Genomic DNA, 19,795 nt, shown 5'->3' with positions numbered 1-19,795 from the left:
TGTATTTAATATGTATTAGGGAAAGACTTACTTCTGATTGACAGGTGTTTCGATAATCAGGAATTCTGTTTTTTCGGCGCACTGCAGCATTACTTCGTTTGTTTCCCAGATACCGATCGCATCCCGAGGTTGCAGCACCTGGTCCTGTACCCTTAATCCGCCGGCGACTGAAAAAATAAACAGGCATTTATTCACCGGGTTAAAAGTATAGGCAACGCTTGCCGGATGCTCGTAGTATCCCCATGAAATTTTTGCGTTCTGATTAATCCAGCAATGCTGTAAACCCTCTTCACCGGATACAACGGTCACCAGTTTATTTTTCCTGGCAGTCAGGGGGAAACTCCGCTGCTGATAACGGGGAGCTATATTCTGTTGTTTGGGTTGGATCCAGATCTGCAGGAAGTTCACCTCTTCATCTCCGATGTTATATTCTTCATGTCTCAATCCGCTGCCTGCACTCATGATCTGCACGGCGGGCGCTTCAATTTCAGTAACATAGCCCATGGTATCTTTATGATTCATTTTTCCTTTCAGTAATATGGAAATGATTTCCATATTTACATGTGGATGGATGCCGAACCCTTTACCTGGTTCTACAAAATCATCATTAAAAGCGACCAGTGTGCCGAATGCACTGCGCATGGGTTGGTAAAAATCGCTGAAGCTGAAGAAAAAATTGCTTTTCAGCCAGCCGATATCTTTAATGCCCCGGTTACTGGCAGGGAAGTGTTGCATTTTCATATATTAAGGAACAGGTAAACGTTTAAATTGTTTGACAACCGGCTTGTTTTCCGGATATACGAAAATTACCTCAATTTTCCGGATCTCGTAAATAACTTTCCCGAACTCGTAAAGATGATGAGAAGGTAAGCCCCTAATTTTGCCCGACAATTTCAGATAAACTTTAAGATGTATAGATATTTATTCCTGCTCACCTGCGTTATGCGGGTAGGGACTCTTTTTGCCCAAACAGATACTGCTGCCGGTAGTAAAGTGTTACAGGAAGTGGTAGTTACTGCTACCAGGAACGAACAACTGTTAAGTAAAGTACCGGTACCCGTTACCGTGATCCATAAACAACAGATACAGTCCATGGGAGCGGTATTATTGCAGCAGGTACTGGCAGAACAAACCGGCCTGTTCGTCACTTCCAATCACGGCACCGGTGTGCAGATGCAGGGACTGGAAGCAGAATACACCCTCATCCTGCTCGACGGAGAACCACTGATAGGCAGAACGGCCGGTACGCTGGACCTTTCCCGGATCGTGGTCAGCAATATAGAAAGAATTGAAATTATAAAAGGTCCCGTGTCATCCCTGTATGGCAGCGACGCACTGGCAGGTGTGATCAATATCATCACCAGTAATAACAACAAACAGGGAACCAGCAGCATCAGCGGCCGCTATGGCTCAAATGATACCTGGACGCTCGATGGCAACACCCGCATTCCCTATGGCAAAGGAACTTTTTCTGCCGGCGTGAATGCGTATAACAGTGGCGGATATACGCTCGGAAGCGGTACCGGTTCGCCTACCGTGGCGCCGTTTAAGGCGTATACGGCGCAGTCGCGCTGGCAGCACGACTGGTCAGGGAAATGGCATACCATTCTCTCCGGCAGATATTATGAACAACGCTACAACAGCTATTTCGCAGATACCAAAGGACTGGTAGATGATATCGGGAAAGAAAAGGACCTGAACGGCTCCCTGCAACTGATTCATACGCCCAACAAAAACTTCCGGCAAACTTTGCGGCTGTACTATTCACGGTACGCCACCAATGAAGACATGAACTATCAGCAGGATAAAAGCTTGTACGATGCTTCTTTCTTTACACAGCAGTATCTGAAACCGGAGTACCAGGCTGACTGGACCCTCCATCCCAAACATCAGCTCACTGCGGGAATGGGGTATGTGCATGAGTCGCTGGAAGCCACCCGCTATGATGAACGCATGGCCTTTAATACCGGGTATGTATTTGTACAGGAAAACTGGAAACCTGCCGACGCCTGGAATATATTGATCGGTGGCCGCTTCGATACGCATAATCAATATCCTTCCCAGTTCAGTCCGAAGCTGTCGGTGTCGTACCAGCTGTCGCCCAACTGGCGCGTATTGGGCACGGTTGGCAGAGGCTACCGCGCACCCGATTTCAGACAGCTGTACCTGCACTTCAATAATGCCGCTGTGGGATACACGGTAGTAGGCACCAAACTGGCCGCTGAGATCCTGAAAGAAATGACCGCACAGGGACAGATCAAACAGGTAAACATCGATCCGGAACAATTAAAAAACCTGGATGCGGAAAGCTCCTGGTCCTATAACCTGGGGGTGGATGGGAAACTGTTTCCACTCACTACTGCCAAAGTAAATTTCTTTTACAACAGCGTAAAGAACCTGATTGATACCCGCGCCATTGCCGTAAAAACCAATGACCTAGCGGTATACAGCTATATTAATGTAAACAGTATCACTACTGCCGGTGCGGAAGCGGAACTGGGACAAAGCATCGGCAAATACTGGCAGGTAGCTGCCGGTTATCAATACCTGCGCTCCAGGGACAATGAATTGTATAAAAAAGTAAAAGATGGTAAAGTATATACGAAAGATCCGGCCACCGGAGAAACCCGTGCGCTGAAACGCAGCGAATATTTTGGCCTCTTTAACCGTTCACATCATTCCGGCAATCTGAAAATTGCGTATATCCAGCCCCGTTTGGGCATAGATGCCAACGCCAGGCTGCTTTACCGCAGCAAGTACGGGTTTACCGATGAAAATGGGAACAATACGCCCGATACAAAAAGTGAATTTGTGCCTGGCTATGCGACAGTAAACCTGGCTGCCGCCAAATACCTGTTCAAACGCCAGCTGCGTATACAAGGCACTATAGAGAATATTTTTAATTATACAGATCCAAACCATATCACCACTTTACCCGGACGGATTTATTCCGTGGGGCTGACGTGGAATTTTTATCATCATACAAATCATTAATTAAGCACTATATGAAACTGCAATCCCTCACAGCTTGTATGCTGTCTCTGTCACTCTTTTCACTTGTTTCCTGCAGCAAAAGCGACGATGATAAAGTAGTACCCGCCGATGTACCACCGGTAGTAACACCAGTAGTAACACCGGTTGAAGTAAAAACTGTTACCAATTTAGACGCGGATGCCGCCAATAAAGGCAGCTTCACGCTGTACAGCCTGGCCGACGGCAAAATAATACCCAACAGCGATTCCGCCACCACCAAATGGGATATCGGGTTCAAAGCCACTACCATCATCATCAATGGCGGTAGCAGCGGTCCCGGTAAAGCAGAAGCACAGGTATTGAGCACCGTATTCAAAGATCTCGCAAAAGCGCCTGATGCAGGCTATGCTACAGATGCCGCAGCAAAGAAAGCCATCAGCGGATGGTATTCCTACAACATGACCACGCACGTTATTTCACCCGTAACCGGCGCCGTGATTGTACTGAAAACAGCTGCCGGTAAATATGCCAAGATAGAAATCACCAGTTATTATAAAGATGCACCGGCTTCACCGGACGAAAATTCACTCAGCCGTTATTACAATTTCCGGTTCGCATATCAGCCGGACGGCTCTGCGAAGCTCAACTAAACTACTCATTTTATTTTTTATGAAACGAATTTCCATTTTAACCATGATGGCCGGTTGTTTAACACTGGCCGCCACTGCCCAGCAGAAAGGTGGTGATAAATTATCACAGGATAAAGCCGCCATCAAAAGTATGTGCGGCTGCCAGGACGTTACTTTTGAATATACAGAAACCTTCCCGGCAGACAGTAGTTATAAACCTAAAGGGTATCACAAGATTATAGACGCGATAGAGTATGTGACCGTTGCTGCGGAAGACAGGAACAGGATTGTATTGCAGCACCTGCTGATAGCAGACAGCTTCGTGATCAAACACTGGACGGAAGACTGGCAATACGAAAACCAGCAATTGCTGGCCTATAATCAGGATAACCAGTGGAAAAAAGTAACCCTGCCGGCGGCACAGGTAAAAGGCCAGTGGACACAGAAAGTATATGGCGTGGATGATGAACCCCGCTACGAAGGTTCCGCTACATGGGTGCATACCGATGGCCGTCATTACTGGGAGTCTACCAGCGATGCCCCTTTGCCCCGCCGCGAGTATACTACCCGTAACGATTATAACGTATTACGCCGCACCAATCACCATGAAATTACTGCTACCGGTTCTGTACACGAACAGGACAACCAGAAAGTAGTGCGTGCAAATGGTACCGACAAAGTGATTGTTGGGGAAAAAGGTTTGAATACCTATAACCGCACCAGCGAAAGCAAATGTCAGCAGGCGAAGGAATGGTGGGAACAGCACAAATCATTCTGGGCAGTAGTGCGCAAAAGCTGGGACAAAGTATACGGAGAAAACAGCGAAATCAATCTTCAGAAAAAAGTAAATGAAGAACCATTATATAAAGTAATGTCTGCCCTGGAAGAGAAAGCCTTTAAAAAGGAGCTTGCAGGCGCCGAGCTGGAGAAAACAATCTTACTGACTTTACAACAGTTTTCGCATAATACAACGTTGAGTTTACATCGATAAACGAGTGGATAAGAAAAGCGACGCAGCCATTCCTGGCTGCGTTTTTTTTGGTATTGCTAAAATATTTTGAACTATTTTGGCAGGGCAATCATAGTATGTGGGTATGCCTTCCTGGAGTAATTACGATGAAAACAGAATGCTGGAACTGCTGGCAAAAGGTAGTGAATATGCTTTTACGGAGCTGTTTAGCCGCTACCGTACCAAGGTGTATTCCGTTGCCTTCCGCTTCCTGCGATCGCAGGCGGCAGCCGAAGAAGTAGTCCAGGATGTATTCCTGAAGTGCTGGCTGAAAAGGGAAGCACTCACGGAGGTAAAGAATCTCGATGCTTATCTGAAAACAGTTACCCGCAACCTGGTTCTGAACCGCTTTCGCAAGCTGGCCAATGAAGCTGCTGCACAACAGGAACTGAGCCGCCGCGATATAATGGTCAATGATACAGACCATCTCATACTCGATCACCAATACCAGGAAATTATTCAGGCCGCCCTGGGCCAGCTACCGCCGCAACAACGGGAAGTATACCGGCTGGCCAAAGAAGAAGGGCTCAGTCATGAAGCCATTGCGGCCCGCATGCAGATATCAACGGTAACCGTTAAATCCCATATGGCCAGGGCATTGCAGTCGATCCGCCGCTACCTCAACGGTAGCATCAGCATCCTCCTGCTGATGACGCTTCTTAAATAAATAAAAAAAATATATTTACTTATCCTCCACCCTCTGTGTTTTCCAGGTGTCTATTATGATATAAGCTGTAAAAAGCTACCTGTAAGACCTGATAATATTATCACAATCGTTATGATGAATAACCCTGGATTCAATGAACTAATGGATAAATACCTTGCAGGGAAAGCCAGCAAGGCAGAGTGGGACGAATTGAAAGGGATGATCAACAAAGGAGATGCAGACGAGGCCATTAAAGACCGGATTGATGCGGAATGGGACAATGGCGCACTGGAAACGGATGTTCCCTTTGAACGCTATCATGAGATGATCGCCAATATTATGTCGGCCGAATCACATATTGCCAACATCATCCCTTTGAAAAGGAGTCGCCGCAATCATCTGCGGAAACTGGCCATCGCAGCCATCATGGTGGGGGTATTGGTACTTCCGTTTGCAGGATGGTGGTGGTGGCATGCCGGTACCACAAAAGCGCCGGTAGCGCAAACGGTGCCTGCAAAAGCAGCGGATGATATCGTGGAAGTACAAACGAAATTTGTAAGACTGCCGGATGGAAGTACGGTGTTACTGGCAGACAACAGCCGCCTGGAATATAACCGCGACTTCAATGATGGCAAAAGAGAAGTAAAACTGTGGGGAGAAGGATACTTTGATATTAAAGATCTGCCGGGTAAACCTTTTGTGGTAAAAACCGGTAAACTGAGTACCCTGGTACTGGGAACGGCTTTTAATGTGAAGTCATCCGCAGACCAGCAGCAGGTAGTGGTAACGGTTACGCGTGGTAAGGTGAAGGTAGCCGATGAAAAGAATAACTATGGTGTACTGGTAGCAGATCAGCAATTGTCTGTAGACATGACCACCAGCAAAGTGGCCTGGGCAAAAGTGAAGAGTAAGGAAGTGGTGAAATGGAAAGATGAATTCCTGGTGCTGGATGATGTGAGCCTGGAAGAAGCTGCAGTAATGATCGGAGATAAATATCATGTGAAAATATTATTTGCCAACGAGTCTTTAAAACGTTGCAGAATCGCGGGAACATTCTTTCATCATCAGCCATTGGAAAAAGTGCTGACTATTGTTTGCGGCGTGGCAAATGCGGAATATACCATTTGTCCGAATGATAAGGTAATCTTAAGCGGAGAAGGATGTACTAATCAATAAGTAAATACATATAGGTCGGGACCAGTCAACCAACAGATTGTTCATGCATATATAACATCGGTGAAGATCTTCACCCGGTACGGGCGCGCTGTGCACCGCGCTGACGGGCTGTTTTTTTTATTGTAACTATCTAAAATCAACCATCAGTATTATGGATCTAATTTCCGTAAGGGATCGCTATGTCCCGATACGAATCAACCAATCATATATTAAGAAAAAGGGAAAAACAGGTTTTATTATGAAGATCATTTTCTTGTATTTTTTTCTGCTGACGATGTCCGCACAGTTGCTGACGGCAGCTTCGGTATCAGGACAGGAACTGGGAAAGAAAACAATTACCCTGGGTTTGAAAGATGAAACCCTGCATGGGGCCATCAGGAAAATAGAACAGGCCAGTGGTTTTCTCTTTGCTTATCCGCCTACTGCCGTTGCGAAGTACAAACACATCAATCTGCCGGCTGCCAGCCGTTCCGTAAGCGCCACGTTGAATGCCGTACTGGAAAACACCAACCTCGCTTACCGCGAAGTGGACAGCAGCGTTATATTGTTCGTAAAACCTGCTTCCCGCGCAGGTATCACCGACAATGAAGAAGCAGATCAGCAACAACCACCTGTAGTGATCACCGGTCGTATTCTCGATGAAAAAAATGGCGACCACATCGTAGGCGCCACTATCATTGAAAAAGGTAATAAGGTATTGAATGGTACCACTTCGAATGAAGTAGGTGCCTTCAGTATACCTGTAACACTTTCTGGTGGCAAAGCCACTTTGATGATCAGTTATGTTGGTTATGAAACGAAAGAAGTGGAAGTGCGGAAATCCGCCACCCTTACGGTTAAACTGAGCACCAGCTCCAAATCCCTGAATGCCGTGGTGGTAACCGGGTTATTTTCCAGACCCGCAGAAAATTTTACCGGCGCCGCATCCTCCTATACCAAAGAAGAACTGACAAAAGTAGCCGGCAATAATGTGCTCAGTGCCCTTCGCGCGCTGGACCCCTCTTTCCAGATGCCGGAAAATATCAATAACGGCTCCAATCCAAACGCATTACCCAACGTAGTAGTCAGGGGAGGGAATAGCCTTGGTAGCCTGAATGGCACCAATCAAAGCAGTGTATACGACTTTACTACCAACCCCAACACACCGCTCTTTATCATGGACGGTTTTGAAGTATCACTGCAACGGGTCAACGACCTCGATATGAACCGCATTGCCAAAGTAACGATCCTGAAAGATGCGGCGGCCACCTCTATCTATGGTTCACGTGCCGCGAATGGTGTGATTGTGCTTGAAACCATACGGCCACGCGAAGGTAGTTTGCGTGTAACCTATACCGGTAGTGTGGTGGCGGAATTGCCCGATCTGAAAGGATATGACCTGGTAAATTCCAAAGAAAAACTCCAGCTGGAAAAAGAAGCCGGTTTATATAATGGTTATCCGAACCCGGTATGGCAGGAAAGAAAAGATTTTATGTATAACTACCGCCTGGCAGAAGTAGCCAAAGGCGTTAACACCGATTGGTTATCTGTTCCCCTGCGCAATGGTATCGGCAGCACCCACAATCTTTACCTCGAAGGCGGCTCTGATGCGGTGATGTACGGCATGAGCGGCACTTATAATAATTTTGAAGGGGTGATGAAAGGATCCGGACGTAAGAATATCTCCGGTAACACTTATCTCTCTTACCGCTATAAAAAATTTTTATTCAGAAATGACCTCACCCTCAATTTTAACAAGGCCGTTAATTCACCCTATGGTTCATTTTATACTTATACCACATTAAATCCTTACTGGTCGCCATATGATGAAAATGGCAAAGCGAAATATTACCTGGAAGATATCCGGTTCAACGACGGCTCCCGCCTGGCGTCTGCCATCAACCCGGTATATGATGTGTCGCTGCATACGCTCGACCAGTACAGTCAGCAGAATATTACCAACAACTTTTTTGCACAATGGCAGGCAAAGGAATGGCTGCGTTTTACCGGGCGTTTCGCTTACCAGCGTACCACCAACGGTTCTGATCAGTTCCTGCCGGCACAGTCTACCGCATTTGATAGTATCCCTGTAGAACGCTCTTATGACAAAGGTAGCTACACCAAGGGCTATGGCCTCCGCAATACCTTAGACGGTTCCTTTATGATAGATGTAAATAAATCTTTCGACCGTCATATGTTCTTTGGTTCCCTGGGTACTACCATACGGGAAGATAAACTCTCGGCAGAGTCCTATACCGTATCCGGTTTTCCGAACGACAAGCTCGACCAGGTGACCCTTGGCAATGGTTATAAAACAGGTGCACGCCCGTTTGGGACAGAAGGTATTACCCGGCTGCTGGGATATTTTGCCAATGTAAGCTATGCCTATGATAACCGTTACCTGCTGGATGTATCCTACCGACTGGACGGCTCCTCGCAATTTGGCTCCAGCAAAAGATTTGCTTCCTTCTGGAGCGTAGGCGGCGGCTGGAATCTGCATAAAGAACGCTTCCTGCAAAACAGCCGGGCTATCAATATGCTGAAGCTCCGTTACTCTTACGGTTATACAGGGTCTTCCAATTTTGCCAGCTATCTTGGCTTAACCACCAGTAAATATTACACTGATCAGGATTATCTGTATCATCTGGGTACAACCCTCATGGGCTTTGGTAACCCGAACCTGGCCTGGCAGCAGACCGCGAAAAGTAATTTCGGACTGGATGGTACTTTCTTCAACCGCCTCAACATTACCGCCAACTATTTTGAAGAAAAAACAAAAGGTTCCGTAGTGGCCATTACCACGGCGCCATCTACCGGTTTCTCCATGTATATGGATAACATGGGCGATGTAGTGAGCAAGGGATATGAAGTAAAGCTGAACTACACCATATTTTCCAACCCGCGTAACCGTGATAGCTGGTCCGTTTTTGCCAATGGCATGCACATAAAGAATAAAATTGAAAAGATCTCCAACACACTGGAGCAACTGAACAAGAAAAATACAGATTCCTTCAGTACTGCGCCCCTGGCGCGTTATGCGGAAGGTCGCAGTACTACTGCTATCTGGGCGGTACCTTCTCTGGGTATTGATCCTGCTACCGGACGGGAAATATACCGCACGCGCAACGGTGGTACGTCCATGGAATATGATCCGCTCGACCAGGTGATCGTAGGCGATGCCCGCCCCATACTGGAAGGCACCTTCGGTACTAATTTTGAAAAAAGAGGGATCGGAGTAAATCTTTATTTCCGCTACCGTGTAGGTGGTGATGCATATAATCAGACCCTGATAGACCGCGTGGAAAGTGCAGATATGAAACTGAACGTGGATAGGCGCGTATTTGAACAACGCTGGAAAAAACCGGGCGATGTTACTTTCTTCAAAGGTATCGTAGACGCCAACGGCTATACGATTACTTCCACTACTTATGCTACGTCCCGTTTTGTACAGAAAGACAACTGGCTGAGTCTTGAAAACGCTTCCGTTTATTACCGTTTAAGTGATGCACAGAACCGGCAGATCCACCTGCATGATACCAAGATCACTTTCTTTACCAGTCAGTTGTTCTGGTGGTCGAGTATTAAGCGGGAACGTGGATTGGCCTATCCTTTCAGCCGCAGCTTCACTTTACAGTTACAAACTACTTTTTAATTTTAACAGGATCTGAACATGAAATATCTGCATAATATACTTTTCCTGGCAGCTTCCATCGGGATGCTCTCCCTTACTTCCTGTAAGAAATGGCTGGACGTAAGACCTAAAACAGAGGTGAAGGAATCAGAACAGTTTTCTACAGAACAAGGGTTTAAAGATGCGTTGTATGGTACGTATCAGAAAGCCGCCGACGGGCAACTGTATGGTGAAAATCTTACTTTCGGTTTTCTCGAAGTGCTTTCCCAGGGATATGAAAGTACCACGAAAATTGACCATGATTTTTTCTACTCCGCCACCTATCAGTACAACAATGCCGGGGTTACTTCCCGCATCAACAGCATCTGGAATAATATGTATTCCACCATTGCGCAAACAAACTATATCCTGAAAAATATCGATGACAGGAAATCACTGTTCACCGGAAATAACTATAGTATCATACGGGGAGAAGCGCTGGCGTTAAGGGCCTTTCTGCATTTCGACCTGCTGCGCTTATACGCGCCTTCGCCTAAGTCGGATGTAACGGCTACGGCTATACCTTATATGACCGCCTTTACCGTTACGCCACAGGCAAGATTGAAAGTCGGCGAGGTGATTGCTGCCTGTGAGAAAGATCTGAAAGAAGCCGAAGCTTTGCTCAGGGTTTATCCACAGATGAGCAACCCTTCCGGCAACGACGACTTCCTGGCTTTTCGCAGCAACCGGATGAATTACTGGGCAGTAAAGGCCATTCTGGCGCGGCTCTATCTCTATAACAACGACCGTGTTCATGCACTCGCCTACGCGAAAGATATTATCAACAGTAATAATTTCCGCTTCATCACTTCTGCAGAACTGAATGCCGCTGCGAAAGACCTGAACCGCACTTTTACACCGGAACATATTTTTGCTATTTATGTGGCTAAGCTGAAAGACCCGGTGAGCAGCTATTTCATGATGGCTACCGGTGATAAGCTCTATAGAAAATTCACCATCACAGAAGATCGCCGCAAAGCACTGTTTGAAGTGTCTACCGGTGGGGGTACAGATCTCCGGTTTGTCAGCAATAGCCTCTGGTCGGCCAGCAACGGTATCATCTTCCCCAGTAAGCTCTGGCAGATCGATGAAAACCGTGAAGAGTTGAAGAAAAGAATACCGGTACTTACCCTGTCAGAAATGTATTACATCGCAGCTGAAAGTGAGCCGCTGACTGCCGATGGCCTGAAATGGCTGAATAAAGTAAGGTCTGCCAGGAATATCGCGGAACTGCCCGCCGGAATTGATGCTACCACGCTGCAGAATGAAATATTCAAAGAGTACAGGAAGGACTTTATCTGCGAAGGTCAGCTCTTCTATTATTATAAACGCATCAATAGAAACAAGATTGAAGGCGCGCTGAACAGCAATATCAGTAATGATCAGTATGTACTGCCATTGCCTCAGCAGGAAATCGAGTTTGGCAAATAATATCTGCATCTTCAAAAAATATCAAACATGAAAAATATTAACAGGCTGATCGCAAGCTTTCTTATATATCTGCTGATAGGTGCATGTGGCAAAGAAGACAGGCTCATGTACAAGGAGGCTCCCAGTATCTCTTTCCGGCGTGATGTGGTGATGCCGGACAGTATCAATTATACATTTGTGGTAAAACCGGATTCCCTACTGACGGATACCATCTATCTGAATATCCGTATCAGTGGCGTAGCATCGGATAAAGACCGGAAGTTTAACCTGATGACCGGTGAAAATTCTACCGCCATAAAAGGAAAGCATTTTGATATAGGCGAAACCGTTATAAAGGCGGGCGTGTATGCCATTAAGTTCCCGGTATACCTGCATCGCACGCCCGATATGAAGGATAAGATATTCTCCATTTATTTCCGCATGGGTTCCTCGGATGATTTTAAAGCCGGATTCGATAACAGCCTTACCTACCAGGTAAAGGTGACGGATAAACTCTTGAAGCCGGCCGACTGGAGCGATTTCTTTTATGGATCCTATTCGCTGGCGAAGCATCAGTTTATGGTGTCACGCCTGGGTACCACCGCGATTACTATGGGTACGGGCGCACAGTTTTCCCAGATCATGTCTATCCTGCAGAAGATGCGCGTAGAGCTGATCAAATATGAAAATGTAAATGGTCCGCTGATAGATGAAAATGGTAACCGGGTTACGTTCCCGACTATCTGACCGTACTGTTTATTCTTTATCCTAAAAGTTACATCATGAAATTCTCCGTATATAATTGGTTATATATTTTGCTCCTGGTCGCGTTCATACAATCCGGTTGCCTGAAAGATAACGGCAACAAAGCAGTGACGCCTATCAATGTGCTCACCATCACCGATACCACTGCGGTGGCAGCAGTGCTCCAGTTCGATACGCTCACGGTGAAGCCCGATATCAAACAGGCATTGCCGGTAGACGATGGCGGTTTGATATTTGAATGGAGTATCCATCAGAATGATTCCGAAGACGCTTACCCGGTGTATATCCTGGACAGCACCCGTTATCTGCATAAGTCTATTTCTGTGAAGCCCGGTATTTACCGGCTCATTTATAAAGTAACGGTGAAGGCTTCCGGTGTCACCTATTTTAAATTCTTTGACCTGAAAGTGATCAACCGTTTCAGTGAAGGTTGGTTGGTATTGGAAGATATTGGAGGCAAGACGGATCTTACCGTCATCCTGAAAACAGATACACTTTTCCATCATGTTTTCACCAGCCTCAATAAAGAAAATACATTGGACAATCCGGTGCAGGTGGCCACTACCAACACTTACGGCGATAAGCAATTATTCCTCTTCGGGGCAAATAATGCAATTGAACTGGATTATACCCAGCTTACCAAACTAACGGATTATACCAGGTGGTTCTGGGAAACACCAGCTGTATTCCGGCCGCAACGGTTCAGACAAATCAGTACCAGCGTTCGTTTTATTATTAATGATGGTCGTTTAACGGCCCGTTTTTCCGGAGGTTTTCCGGGAGAAGTAAAATATCTCAACACCCTTCCTTTCCCCGGTGGCAAAGCGGACGACTATTATTTCTCTTCTTATGCGGGTGTAGGTCCGCAACCCTATACTGGTGAAAAAACGCCGTACACGGCTTTCTTCTTTGATACAAAAACCAAAGGGTTTGTGTATCTGTCAGGTGCCTCCCTGATCCCTTCCCTGGCGGCCTTTAATGCGCCCACCGGCAGTAGCCTGTTTGATATGCGCAATATCGGGTTAGACTTGCTGGCGATGGATCAGGGTAATGCATCTTATCTGAATAACGCCATTTTTAAAGATGGCAGTAATTATTACTTATACCAGATAGATGCCAACGTATCGGATCCTGCTGTTAATAAGAAGCTGATCACCGGCGACGCGCCTCAGCTGGCCGCTTTTACCAGGATGACCAGTTCTAAAAAGTTGCAGCAGATCTATTTCCTCAGTAATGGAAATATCCACCTGTATGATATTCTTTCCGGTAAAGCACGGGTGATACAAGCCATCGCTGCCGGGGAAGAGGTGACCTATATGCAGTGTACCGGCGATGAAGTAATGGTGGGTACCTGGAATGGCACAGAAGGTAAGTTGTACCGTTATACGATCAGTCCACTCGGTGAATTCGGCGGGGTGAAAGTATTTACGGGCTTTGGAAAAATTGTGAGTATGAATTACAAGGCTGCATAACATCAAAACCCACTAGTTATATGAAGAAATCATTTGCCCTGATAGCAGCTGTCTGCAGTATGCTGTCGGTACAGGCACAGAACGGAAAAGGCTATACGATTAATGGTGTGATCCATGGAATGGATACCGGTAAAGTATATCTCAATACTTTTATGCTACCAGGCCACCAGCCGGATTCCACGATGCTGAAAAATGGAAAGTTTACATTTAAGGGAAAGGTGAGTTCTCCCCAGTTGTATTCGGTCTGGCCGGCCTCGTCCCGGAACGGAGGGGTTGCCTTTTTTCTGGAAAACAGCCAGATTACTATCACAGCAGAAAAGGATTCTTTTTCCGCTGCCAGGGTCACTGGTTCGACTGCCAGCCCATTGTATAAGCAATGGGACGAACAATGGGAAGCTATCCGCCAGAAAGCCGGTAAGCTGTATCATCGTTCCGATGTAGCTGCAAAAAATAAAGACAGCGTGGAAGAGAAGGCCGTAAAGGCGGGTTTTGCAGCACTGGAAGTGGAACTGGATAGTTCCGTGACCGCCTTTGTTAAGCAATCTCCTGCCTCTCCGGTGGCTGCTTTTGTGATCATGGACCGTTACATCAATTATTCTTATCCGGAGAAAGCAGCGGCTGCCTATGAACTGTTGGCAGCTTCCGCAAAGAAAACAGACTATGGTGTGGCTATCAAAGCCTCACTGGATAAGCATGCAAAAATGAGTGTGGGCGCCCGCCCGGTAATGGCGTTGCCGGATACTACGGGTAAGCTGGTTAAACTGTCCGACTTCAAAGGAAAGGTGGTGCTGGTAGATTTCTGGGCCAGCTGGTGTGGTCCCTGCCGGGCAGAAAATCCGAATGTGGTAAAGGCGTATCAGCGCTTCCATGACAAAGGCTTTGAAATTCTCGGTGTATCATTGGATACCGATAAAAAAGCCTGGTTGAAAGCAGTAAATAAAGATGGGTTGAATTGGTGGCATGTATCTGATCTGAAAGGCTGGAAAAGTACGCCGGTGCTGGAGTTTGGTATCTCCGGTATTCCCACCAATTTTATCATGGATGGCAATGGTAAGATCATTGCACAGAACCTGAGGGGAGAAGAGCTGGAAAAGAAGCTGGAAGAGATTTTAAAATAGAAAGCGTATCCGTGGAAACCTTATTTAGTAAAGGGGGTGTGGTGATGTTGCCACAACCCCTTTACATTTTTATTTGGTAAAGGTATTATACCGTCCGATCATGGTATCCAGGTCACCATCGAGGGTTTCCAGCTGACTGTTGGTCATTGCACCTTTTTCTTTGGCATCGCGTTGTATTTTCCGGGCTGCCAGCAGGAAGTCGTGGAAGCTGTCGTAGAAAGATTTGTAGTAGCCTTCTTTGCCTGCTTTGGTAGCGTTGGCCATATCCATAGCAGCATGTGCTGCCTGGTCTTTTTCCAGTTTGTCGTAAGCGGCCTGTGCTTTATCTGCAATCTTTGCATAATCTTCACCGCCTTCTTCCAGCAGATCTATGTAATTGCGTACGGCCTGCATATCGGCTTTCATGGCTACTACATAGTCTTTAACCGGACTATCTTTCAGGATAATGATTTCACTGGCGTCGGCCACTTCATTCACTCTTTTCATCAGCACTCCTTTCTCGTCAAAGAAAACTTGTGCCTGGCTGCGGATAGAATCGGCCAGTGCAAGGCCTTTTACGCCTTTGTCGTCTTTGTAATCCTGTGCTTTCAGGTAATCATCCAGCAGGGTGTAAGTAGCTTTTACCTTATCAAAGGCGGTTTTGAAGTTGGTAACATGTGTTTTGAAGAATGCCTGATCGGTCTTGTTTAAAGCGTCTACCGGTTCCTCTACTTTTACTTTTCCGTGGCTGATTAAATTAATCATGATCGGTTTGATGATGCCGCTCATCATCATGGGATTGCGGTTGTCTGTGAGCCGTTTGGTCACATTGTCGGCGTTGTCAACGAGGCGGACTACATAAGCAGAATTCTTGTTAGACAGGTCTACAATCAGGTTCGTGTATTCAATGACATCATTCGCGGAGGAGGCAGATTTCTCCTCATAGGCCGTGTTATCTCCTTTTTTGCCGTTTTCATTACATGACATAAACGTAGTGGAGAGCAGGGTGGAACCAAGGGCTAAGTACAGCATGGATCTCTTCATGATAATGGTGTTTTTTCGGATTAAACATGGTACAATCCCGTACCGGGGGTTATTTACGTGGGCAAAGATATTTTTTCGGATACAGACTACAAAACAAATGTCAGGAGCAGAAACTACTGGTTTGAGTATATGTCAACATTTTTATTACCGGTAATTTTATCGGGGTTATAAAGATGCATATTGTCAGATCTGTCGATTATACACGGAATACTATGCTGCTGGCTGTTTTTAACGATTTCTATCCGGTTGGAGGCACAGCAGATTCCTCTGGGAAACCCTTCACTGGAAGGTCCTGTGGGGAAAGGGAAGGTGCCTGCACCCTGGAAAGTAGCCGCAGGCACCCCGGATACCCAGCCGGGTATTTTTGAAATTGCATTGGCGCCATCGGCGGGGCGTAGTTATATCGGCATGCATAGTGGCAGAGGATTCCTGGAAGGGATTGCGCAACAGCTGGTCAGGCCTTTGCAACCCGATAGTGTGTATATCTGCAGCTTCGACCTGGCTTTTACACCTGCTTACCTGTACCCGGCCTGTTATGGTAACCTGGCTGTTTTCGGGGGAAATGCCCCGGGAGATACGGCGGAACTGTTATGGTCATCCGGAAATTTTACCCACGAAAACTGGCAGCGGTATCATGCTGTATTTAAACCACATGCTGCTTATACTTACCTTTCCTGTTGGGCCTATCCTACGGCGCCCTGTAATAAAAGCATGTATGGTATTGGCTTGCTGCTGGATAATTTTTCAGCAATAGATCCACTGGTACCACCGCTGGTGACGGCGAGTGTAACGCCTTGCAGTTGTGGAGAAGTGAATGATGGGCGTATAGTCCTGCACGTAAGTGGTGGTGTTGCACCCTACCGGTATAAACTGGATAACGGGAGATGGCAAACGGATAGTGTGTTTGCCGGTCTCAAAGCAGGGCCCCATGCCGCTGATATCATCGATGCCCACGATTACACCGCTTCGGCTGCAGCTTTAGTCACATCTCCCTGGAAAAACTGCATAGTGATATTGCCTACCGCTTTCAGTCCCAACCACGACGGGCAGAATGACATTTTCCGCCCCAAAGTATATGACGCCATACACGACTATCGGTTAAGCATATACGATCGCTGGGGCGCCTTGCTGTTTGTGAGCAATGCACCGGAAGCCGGATGGGATGGCGAAGTAAAAGGTGCGCCGGCAGGGGTACAGGCATATGTATACGTATGTTCGTATACAGATAGCCGTGGTGAACAACACCTGCTCAAAGGCACCGTAATGCTGGTCCGCTAATAAGGAAAGGTAACGGTAAAAACAGATCCGGCTTCGTTGCTGCTCACGGTAATCTGCCCGCCATTGGCTTTCACAAAGGATTTCACAATGGCCAGTCCAAGCCCCGTACCTTCTTTATGTATTGCATTACCGGCCCTGAAAAAAGGCGTGAATAAAAAACGTATATCCTTTTCCGGTATGCCGATACCATTGTCTTTTACTTTGATGCAAAGCTGATCTTTCCTGTAATGCAGGCAGAGTAAAGGCCCCGGTCCGGAAGAATATTTAAACGCATTGCTGATCAGGTTAGTGAAGATACTGGCCAGGTGCGTATTATCGATACTGATATTACGGCGGCGTCCGGATACGGTGATGTGCAGCCGGCGCCGGTCTGCCCGCTGACTGAAATACTGCTCCCGGATCATCCGGGCAAACGGCAGTATATCTGTTACTTCCGGTTGCGTTACCGGGTTACCCGCCACCATGCTCCCGGTAGTGAGAATATCATCCACCATGTTCTTCAAAATGTCTATTTCTTCCTTAATGCGCGATAAATTACGCTCATAAAAGGGCAGCATTAATTCATCGCGCTGCATTTTTGTTTCCAGTAATTCGATAGAAGAAGAAATAGCGCTGATGGGTGTCTTGAATTCATGTGTTGCCAGGGAAATAAAGGCAGATCTCATTTCGAGAAGGTTGGCTTTTCCGGTGGTATGACTGTTGGTTGCATTCAGCATACTTCTCATTTAGGTTGACAGAAAAAATAAGGTTTCTTAGTTCGCAGGATTTCAGTCTGGCAGGATAAATATGGTTGCACACACAATATACTGAATAATTCTATATTTTAAAAATGGATCTTTAATTGAAATATGAACGGTTCTGTTTTAATAAAAATATAAATAGAATATTTTTATATTTATCATTTTCCTACCCAGCTATCCTTTTTCCGTTTATATTTACGAAGAGATTTATAGTACTGCCATATCATTCGAAACCTTTACCCCTTCAGCCATGATCAACATCGGAATCATTGAGGATAACCATTTTCTGTTAAGTAATTATCGCGAATTCCTGGAAGATTTTCAGGAATGCCGGGTTTTGTTCGCCTGTAAATCTATAGAGGAATTTATGGCACTGCCCGTTATCTATCCCGACCTTCAGGTGATCCTGCTGGATATTACCTTGCCGGGTATTTCCGGCATTGAAGGCATCCGGGAAGTAAAGCAATTATACCCCGACACCAGTGTGATTGTACTCTCCGGACATGAAGAACAGCAGTTTATTGTTGATGCCATTAAGAATGGCGCCAGCGGCTATATTATAAAATCGAGCCGCCTGAGCGATATCTATCAATCCATTATGGACACGGTGCAAAACGGTGCCGCGCTTTCTCCCCGCGCAGCTCATTTACTAATTACACATCTCAACAGAGACCCGATGGCACACATCAAAGAAAAGCTCACCCGTCGGGAATACGAACTGGTAGCGTTACTCAAGGAAGGTTACTCATATAAGGAAATGGCGGCCCGGTTGTTTGTTACTGTCTTCACCGTGAACCAACACCTCAAAAAAGTATATGCTAAACTGAATGTTTCCACTAAATCTGAGTTGATCTCAAAAATTTTATCAAATAATTTATTCTCCTGCATCGGTGTGATGCTTTTCCATTTATTTTTTTCAGATTTTAATTTATTGGATATGTTGCTGGTGAACGACGGCGGCTTACTTTAATGAGTAAACATGTGCTGCTTTGTGCCTCAATTTGTACTCTGGTGAGTAATTGAATGCCACTTCATTCTGAAGTAATATTGTATGGAGGGAAACGGACAGTGTAAGAGATGATGTTAAACGCCATATGATGAAATTGAAAACCTGCTTAACCTGGATAGGATGGGGATTGCTATGCTTCAGCTGTTTGTTTACTTCCTGCGTATCAACCAAAAATGCAGTTTATTTCAATGATGTAAAAGATACGGTGCTATTGCCTGCAGATAGCAATTTTGACCCCCGTATACAAAAGAACGACATACTGCAGATTAATGTGAGTAGTATGAACCCGGAGGATGTGATTATTTATAATGTTTCCAACATGACTTCCGCTTCCGGTGCAGGTGGCGCCAATGCAGGCGCCGGCGCAATGCTGGGAGGCTTCCTGGTAGATGAACAGGGATTTATTCAGTACCCCGTACTCGGTCCTATCAAAGTAACCGGCCTTACCAAAAAAGCATTGACCGTTTACCTGCACGACCAGCTCATTGAACGTAAACTATTAGTAGATCCGGTGGTGAGTATACGCTTTCTCAACTATCGGGTTACCATACTCGGAGAAGTGACCAAGCCCACGGTCGTGAATGTTACCAACGAGAAAATTTCGGTACTGGAAGCATTGGGCATGGCGGGGGATATAACGGTGTTCGGTAAACGAAATAATATCCTGTTGATCCGGGAGGTAGATGGAGAACGCATTATACGCCGCATTGATCTGAATGATAAACGCATCCTGAATTCTCCTTACTACTTTCTGCAATCAAATGATATTCTTTATGTGGAACCAAATAAATCAAAAATAGCGACGGCTGACCGATCACGGCAGATCCTGCCTATTGTGCTCAGCAGTCTTTCCCTGCTCGTTATTATCCTGGACCGGTTAGTTGTTAATAAATAGGTT

At 46.1% G+C, this 19,795-nt stretch carries 15 protein-coding genes and 1 pseudogene; 13 read left to right on the top strand and 3 right to left on the bottom strand.

The window, feature by feature from the left end; all coding sequences use genetic code 11:
• Positions 1–27: 27 nt before the first annotated feature.
• A complete protein-coding gene (locus BMW79_RS29485; RefSeq protein ID WP_089901906.1) occupies positions 28–741 on the bottom strand; it encodes a pirin family protein in 714 nt (237 codons plus the stop codon).
• Between the two features lie 168 nt (positions 742–909).
• On the opposite strand from BMW79_RS29485, the gene BMW79_RS29480 reads away from it, so the two are divergent.
• The 10 genes and pseudogenes from BMW79_RS29480 to BMW79_RS29435 all read left to right on the top strand — a co-directional run bounded on the left by BMW79_RS29480 (position 910) and on the right by BMW79_RS29435 (position 14,847).
• Positions 910–2,994 (top strand): TonB-dependent receptor plug domain-containing protein, encoded by a 2,085-nt coding sequence (locus BMW79_RS29480; RefSeq protein ID WP_089901903.1) that lies wholly within the window; start codon positions 910–912, stop codon positions 2,992–2,994.
• A gap of 11 nt (positions 2,995–3,005) precedes the next feature.
• Positions 3,006–3,521 (top strand): annotated as a pseudogene (locus BMW79_RS29475) (HmuY family protein); the annotation flags it as partial.
• A gap of 121 nt (positions 3,522–3,642) precedes the next feature.
• Positions 3,643–4,593, top strand: coding sequence for a DUF6607 family protein (locus tag BMW79_RS29470; RefSeq protein ID WP_089901898.1), 951 nt, complete (start codon positions 3,643–3,645; stop codon positions 4,591–4,593).
• 103 nt (positions 4,594–4,696) lie between these two features.
• Complete coding sequence (locus tag BMW79_RS29465) at positions 4,697–5,278, top strand: RNA polymerase sigma factor (RefSeq protein WP_089901895.1); 582 nt, start codon at positions 4,697–4,699, stop codon at positions 5,276–5,278.
• 111 nt (positions 5,279–5,389) lie between these two features.
• Positions 5,390–6,433, top strand: coding sequence for a FecR family protein (locus BMW79_RS29460; protein ID WP_089901892.1), 1,044 nt, complete (start codon positions 5,390–5,392; stop codon positions 6,431–6,433).
• Positions 6,434–6,671: 238 nt separating this feature from the next.
• Positions 6,672–10,064, top strand: a complete 3,393-nt coding sequence (locus BMW79_RS29455; protein ID WP_177192387.1) for a SusC/RagA family TonB-linked outer membrane protein — start codon at positions 6,672–6,674, stop codon at positions 10,062–10,064.
• A gap of 18 nt (positions 10,065–10,082) precedes the next feature.
• Complete coding sequence (locus BMW79_RS29450) at positions 10,083–11,513, top strand: RagB/SusD family nutrient uptake outer membrane protein (RefSeq protein ID WP_089901886.1); 1,431 nt, start codon at positions 10,083–10,085, stop codon at positions 11,511–11,513.
• A gap of 27 nt (positions 11,514–11,540) precedes the next feature.
• Positions 11,541–12,239, top strand: a complete 699-nt coding sequence (locus BMW79_RS29445; RefSeq protein WP_089901883.1) for a DUF4843 domain-containing protein — start codon at positions 11,541–11,543, stop codon at positions 12,237–12,239.
• 35 nt (positions 12,240–12,274) lie between these two features.
• Positions 12,275–13,729 carry a PKD-like family lipoprotein gene (locus BMW79_RS29440; protein ID WP_089901880.1) on the top strand — a complete coding sequence of 485 codons (1,455 nt, stop codon included), beginning with the start codon at positions 12,275–12,277 and terminating at the stop codon, positions 13,727–13,729.
• Between the two features lie 20 nt (positions 13,730–13,749).
• Positions 13,750–14,847 (top strand): TlpA disulfide reductase family protein, encoded by a 1,098-nt coding sequence (locus BMW79_RS29435; RefSeq protein WP_089901878.1) that lies wholly within the window; start codon positions 13,750–13,752, stop codon positions 14,845–14,847.
• Between the two features lie 69 nt (positions 14,848–14,916).
• On the opposite strand, the gene BMW79_RS29430 is transcribed toward BMW79_RS29435, so the two are convergent.
• Entirely contained in the window at positions 14,917–15,870 is a 954-nt protein-coding gene (locus tag BMW79_RS29430; RefSeq protein ID WP_089901876.1) for a DUF3829 domain-containing protein, read from the bottom strand.
• A 180-nt stretch (positions 15,871–16,050) separates the two neighbouring features.
• Here BMW79_RS29430 and BMW79_RS29425 point away from each other — a divergent pair, with 180 nt between their 5' ends.
• Complete coding sequence (locus tag BMW79_RS29425; protein ID WP_143059297.1) at positions 16,051–17,148, top strand: T9SS type B sorting domain-containing protein; 1,098 nt, start codon at positions 16,051–16,053, stop codon at positions 17,146–17,148.
• On the opposite strand, the gene BMW79_RS29420 is transcribed toward BMW79_RS29425, so the two are convergent.
• Positions 17,145–17,864, bottom strand: coding sequence for a sensor histidine kinase (locus tag BMW79_RS29420; protein WP_177192386.1), 720 nt, complete (start codon positions 17,862–17,864; stop codon positions 17,145–17,147). The two genes, BMW79_RS29425 and BMW79_RS29420, sit on opposite strands and share 4 nt — an antisense overlap.
• Before the next feature lie 274 nt (positions 17,865–18,138).
• Here BMW79_RS29420 and BMW79_RS29415 point away from each other — a divergent pair, with 274 nt between their 5' ends.
• Together BMW79_RS29415 and BMW79_RS29410 are read left to right on the top strand one after the other, a co-directional pair.
• Positions 18,139–18,858, top strand: a complete 720-nt coding sequence (locus BMW79_RS29415; RefSeq protein WP_089901867.1) for a response regulator transcription factor — start codon at positions 18,139–18,141, stop codon at positions 18,856–18,858.
• A 124-nt stretch (positions 18,859–18,982) separates the two neighbouring features.
• Complete coding sequence (locus tag BMW79_RS29410; protein WP_089901864.1) at positions 18,983–19,792, top strand: polysaccharide biosynthesis/export family protein; 810 nt, start codon at positions 18,983–18,985, stop codon at positions 19,790–19,792.
• Positions 19,793–19,795 lie beyond the last annotated feature (3 nt).

The organism is Chitinophaga arvensicola (assembly GCF_900110835.1).
Classification (GTDB): domain Bacteria; phylum Bacteroidota; class Bacteroidia; order Chitinophagales; family Chitinophagaceae; genus Chitinophaga; species Chitinophaga arvensicola.
Note: the sequence above shows the minus strand (reverse complement) of the source record. Positions and strands in the feature narration are given on the sequence as shown.

Coding starts and splice junctions, on each gene's coding strand:
- BMW79_RS29440 (WP_089901880.1), top strand. CDS start 12,275: ATGAAATTCTCCGTATATAATTGGTTATATATTTTGCTCCTGGTCGCG.
- BMW79_RS29485 (WP_089901906.1), bottom strand. CDS start 741: ATGAAAATGCAACACTTCCCTGCCAGTAACCGGGGCATTAAAGATATC.
- BMW79_RS29480 (WP_089901903.1), top strand. CDS start 910: ATGTATAGATATTTATTCCTGCTCACCTGCGTTATGCGGGTAGGGACT.
- BMW79_RS29455 (WP_177192387.1), top strand. CDS start 6,672: ATGAAGATCATTTTCTTGTATTTTTTTCTGCTGACGATGTCCGCACAG.
- BMW79_RS29430 (WP_089901876.1), bottom strand. CDS start 15,870: ATGAAGAGATCCATGCTGTACTTAGCCCTTGGTTCCACCCTGCTCTCC.
- BMW79_RS29420 (WP_177192386.1), bottom strand. CDS start 17,864: ATGCTGAATGCAACCAACAGTCATACCACCGGAAAAGCCAACCTTCTC.
- BMW79_RS29460 (WP_089901892.1), top strand. CDS start 5,390: ATGATGAATAACCCTGGATTCAATGAACTAATGGATAAATACCTTGCA.
- BMW79_RS29435 (WP_089901878.1), top strand. CDS start 13,750: ATGAAGAAATCATTTGCCCTGATAGCAGCTGTCTGCAGTATGCTGTCG.
- BMW79_RS29450 (WP_089901886.1), top strand. CDS start 10,083: ATGAAATATCTGCATAATATACTTTTCCTGGCAGCTTCCATCGGGATG.
- BMW79_RS29410 (WP_089901864.1), top strand. CDS start 18,983: ATGATGAAATTGAAAACCTGCTTAACCTGGATAGGATGGGGATTGCTA.
- BMW79_RS29415 (WP_089901867.1), top strand. CDS start 18,139: ATGATCAACATCGGAATCATTGAGGATAACCATTTTCTGTTAAGTAAT.
- BMW79_RS29470 (WP_089901898.1), top strand. CDS start 3,643: ATGAAACGAATTTCCATTTTAACCATGATGGCCGGTTGTTTAACACTG.
- BMW79_RS29445 (WP_089901883.1), top strand. CDS start 11,541: ATGAAAAATATTAACAGGCTGATCGCAAGCTTTCTTATATATCTGCTG.
- BMW79_RS29465 (WP_089901895.1), top strand. CDS start 4,697: ATGCCTTCCTGGAGTAATTACGATGAAAACAGAATGCTGGAACTGCTG.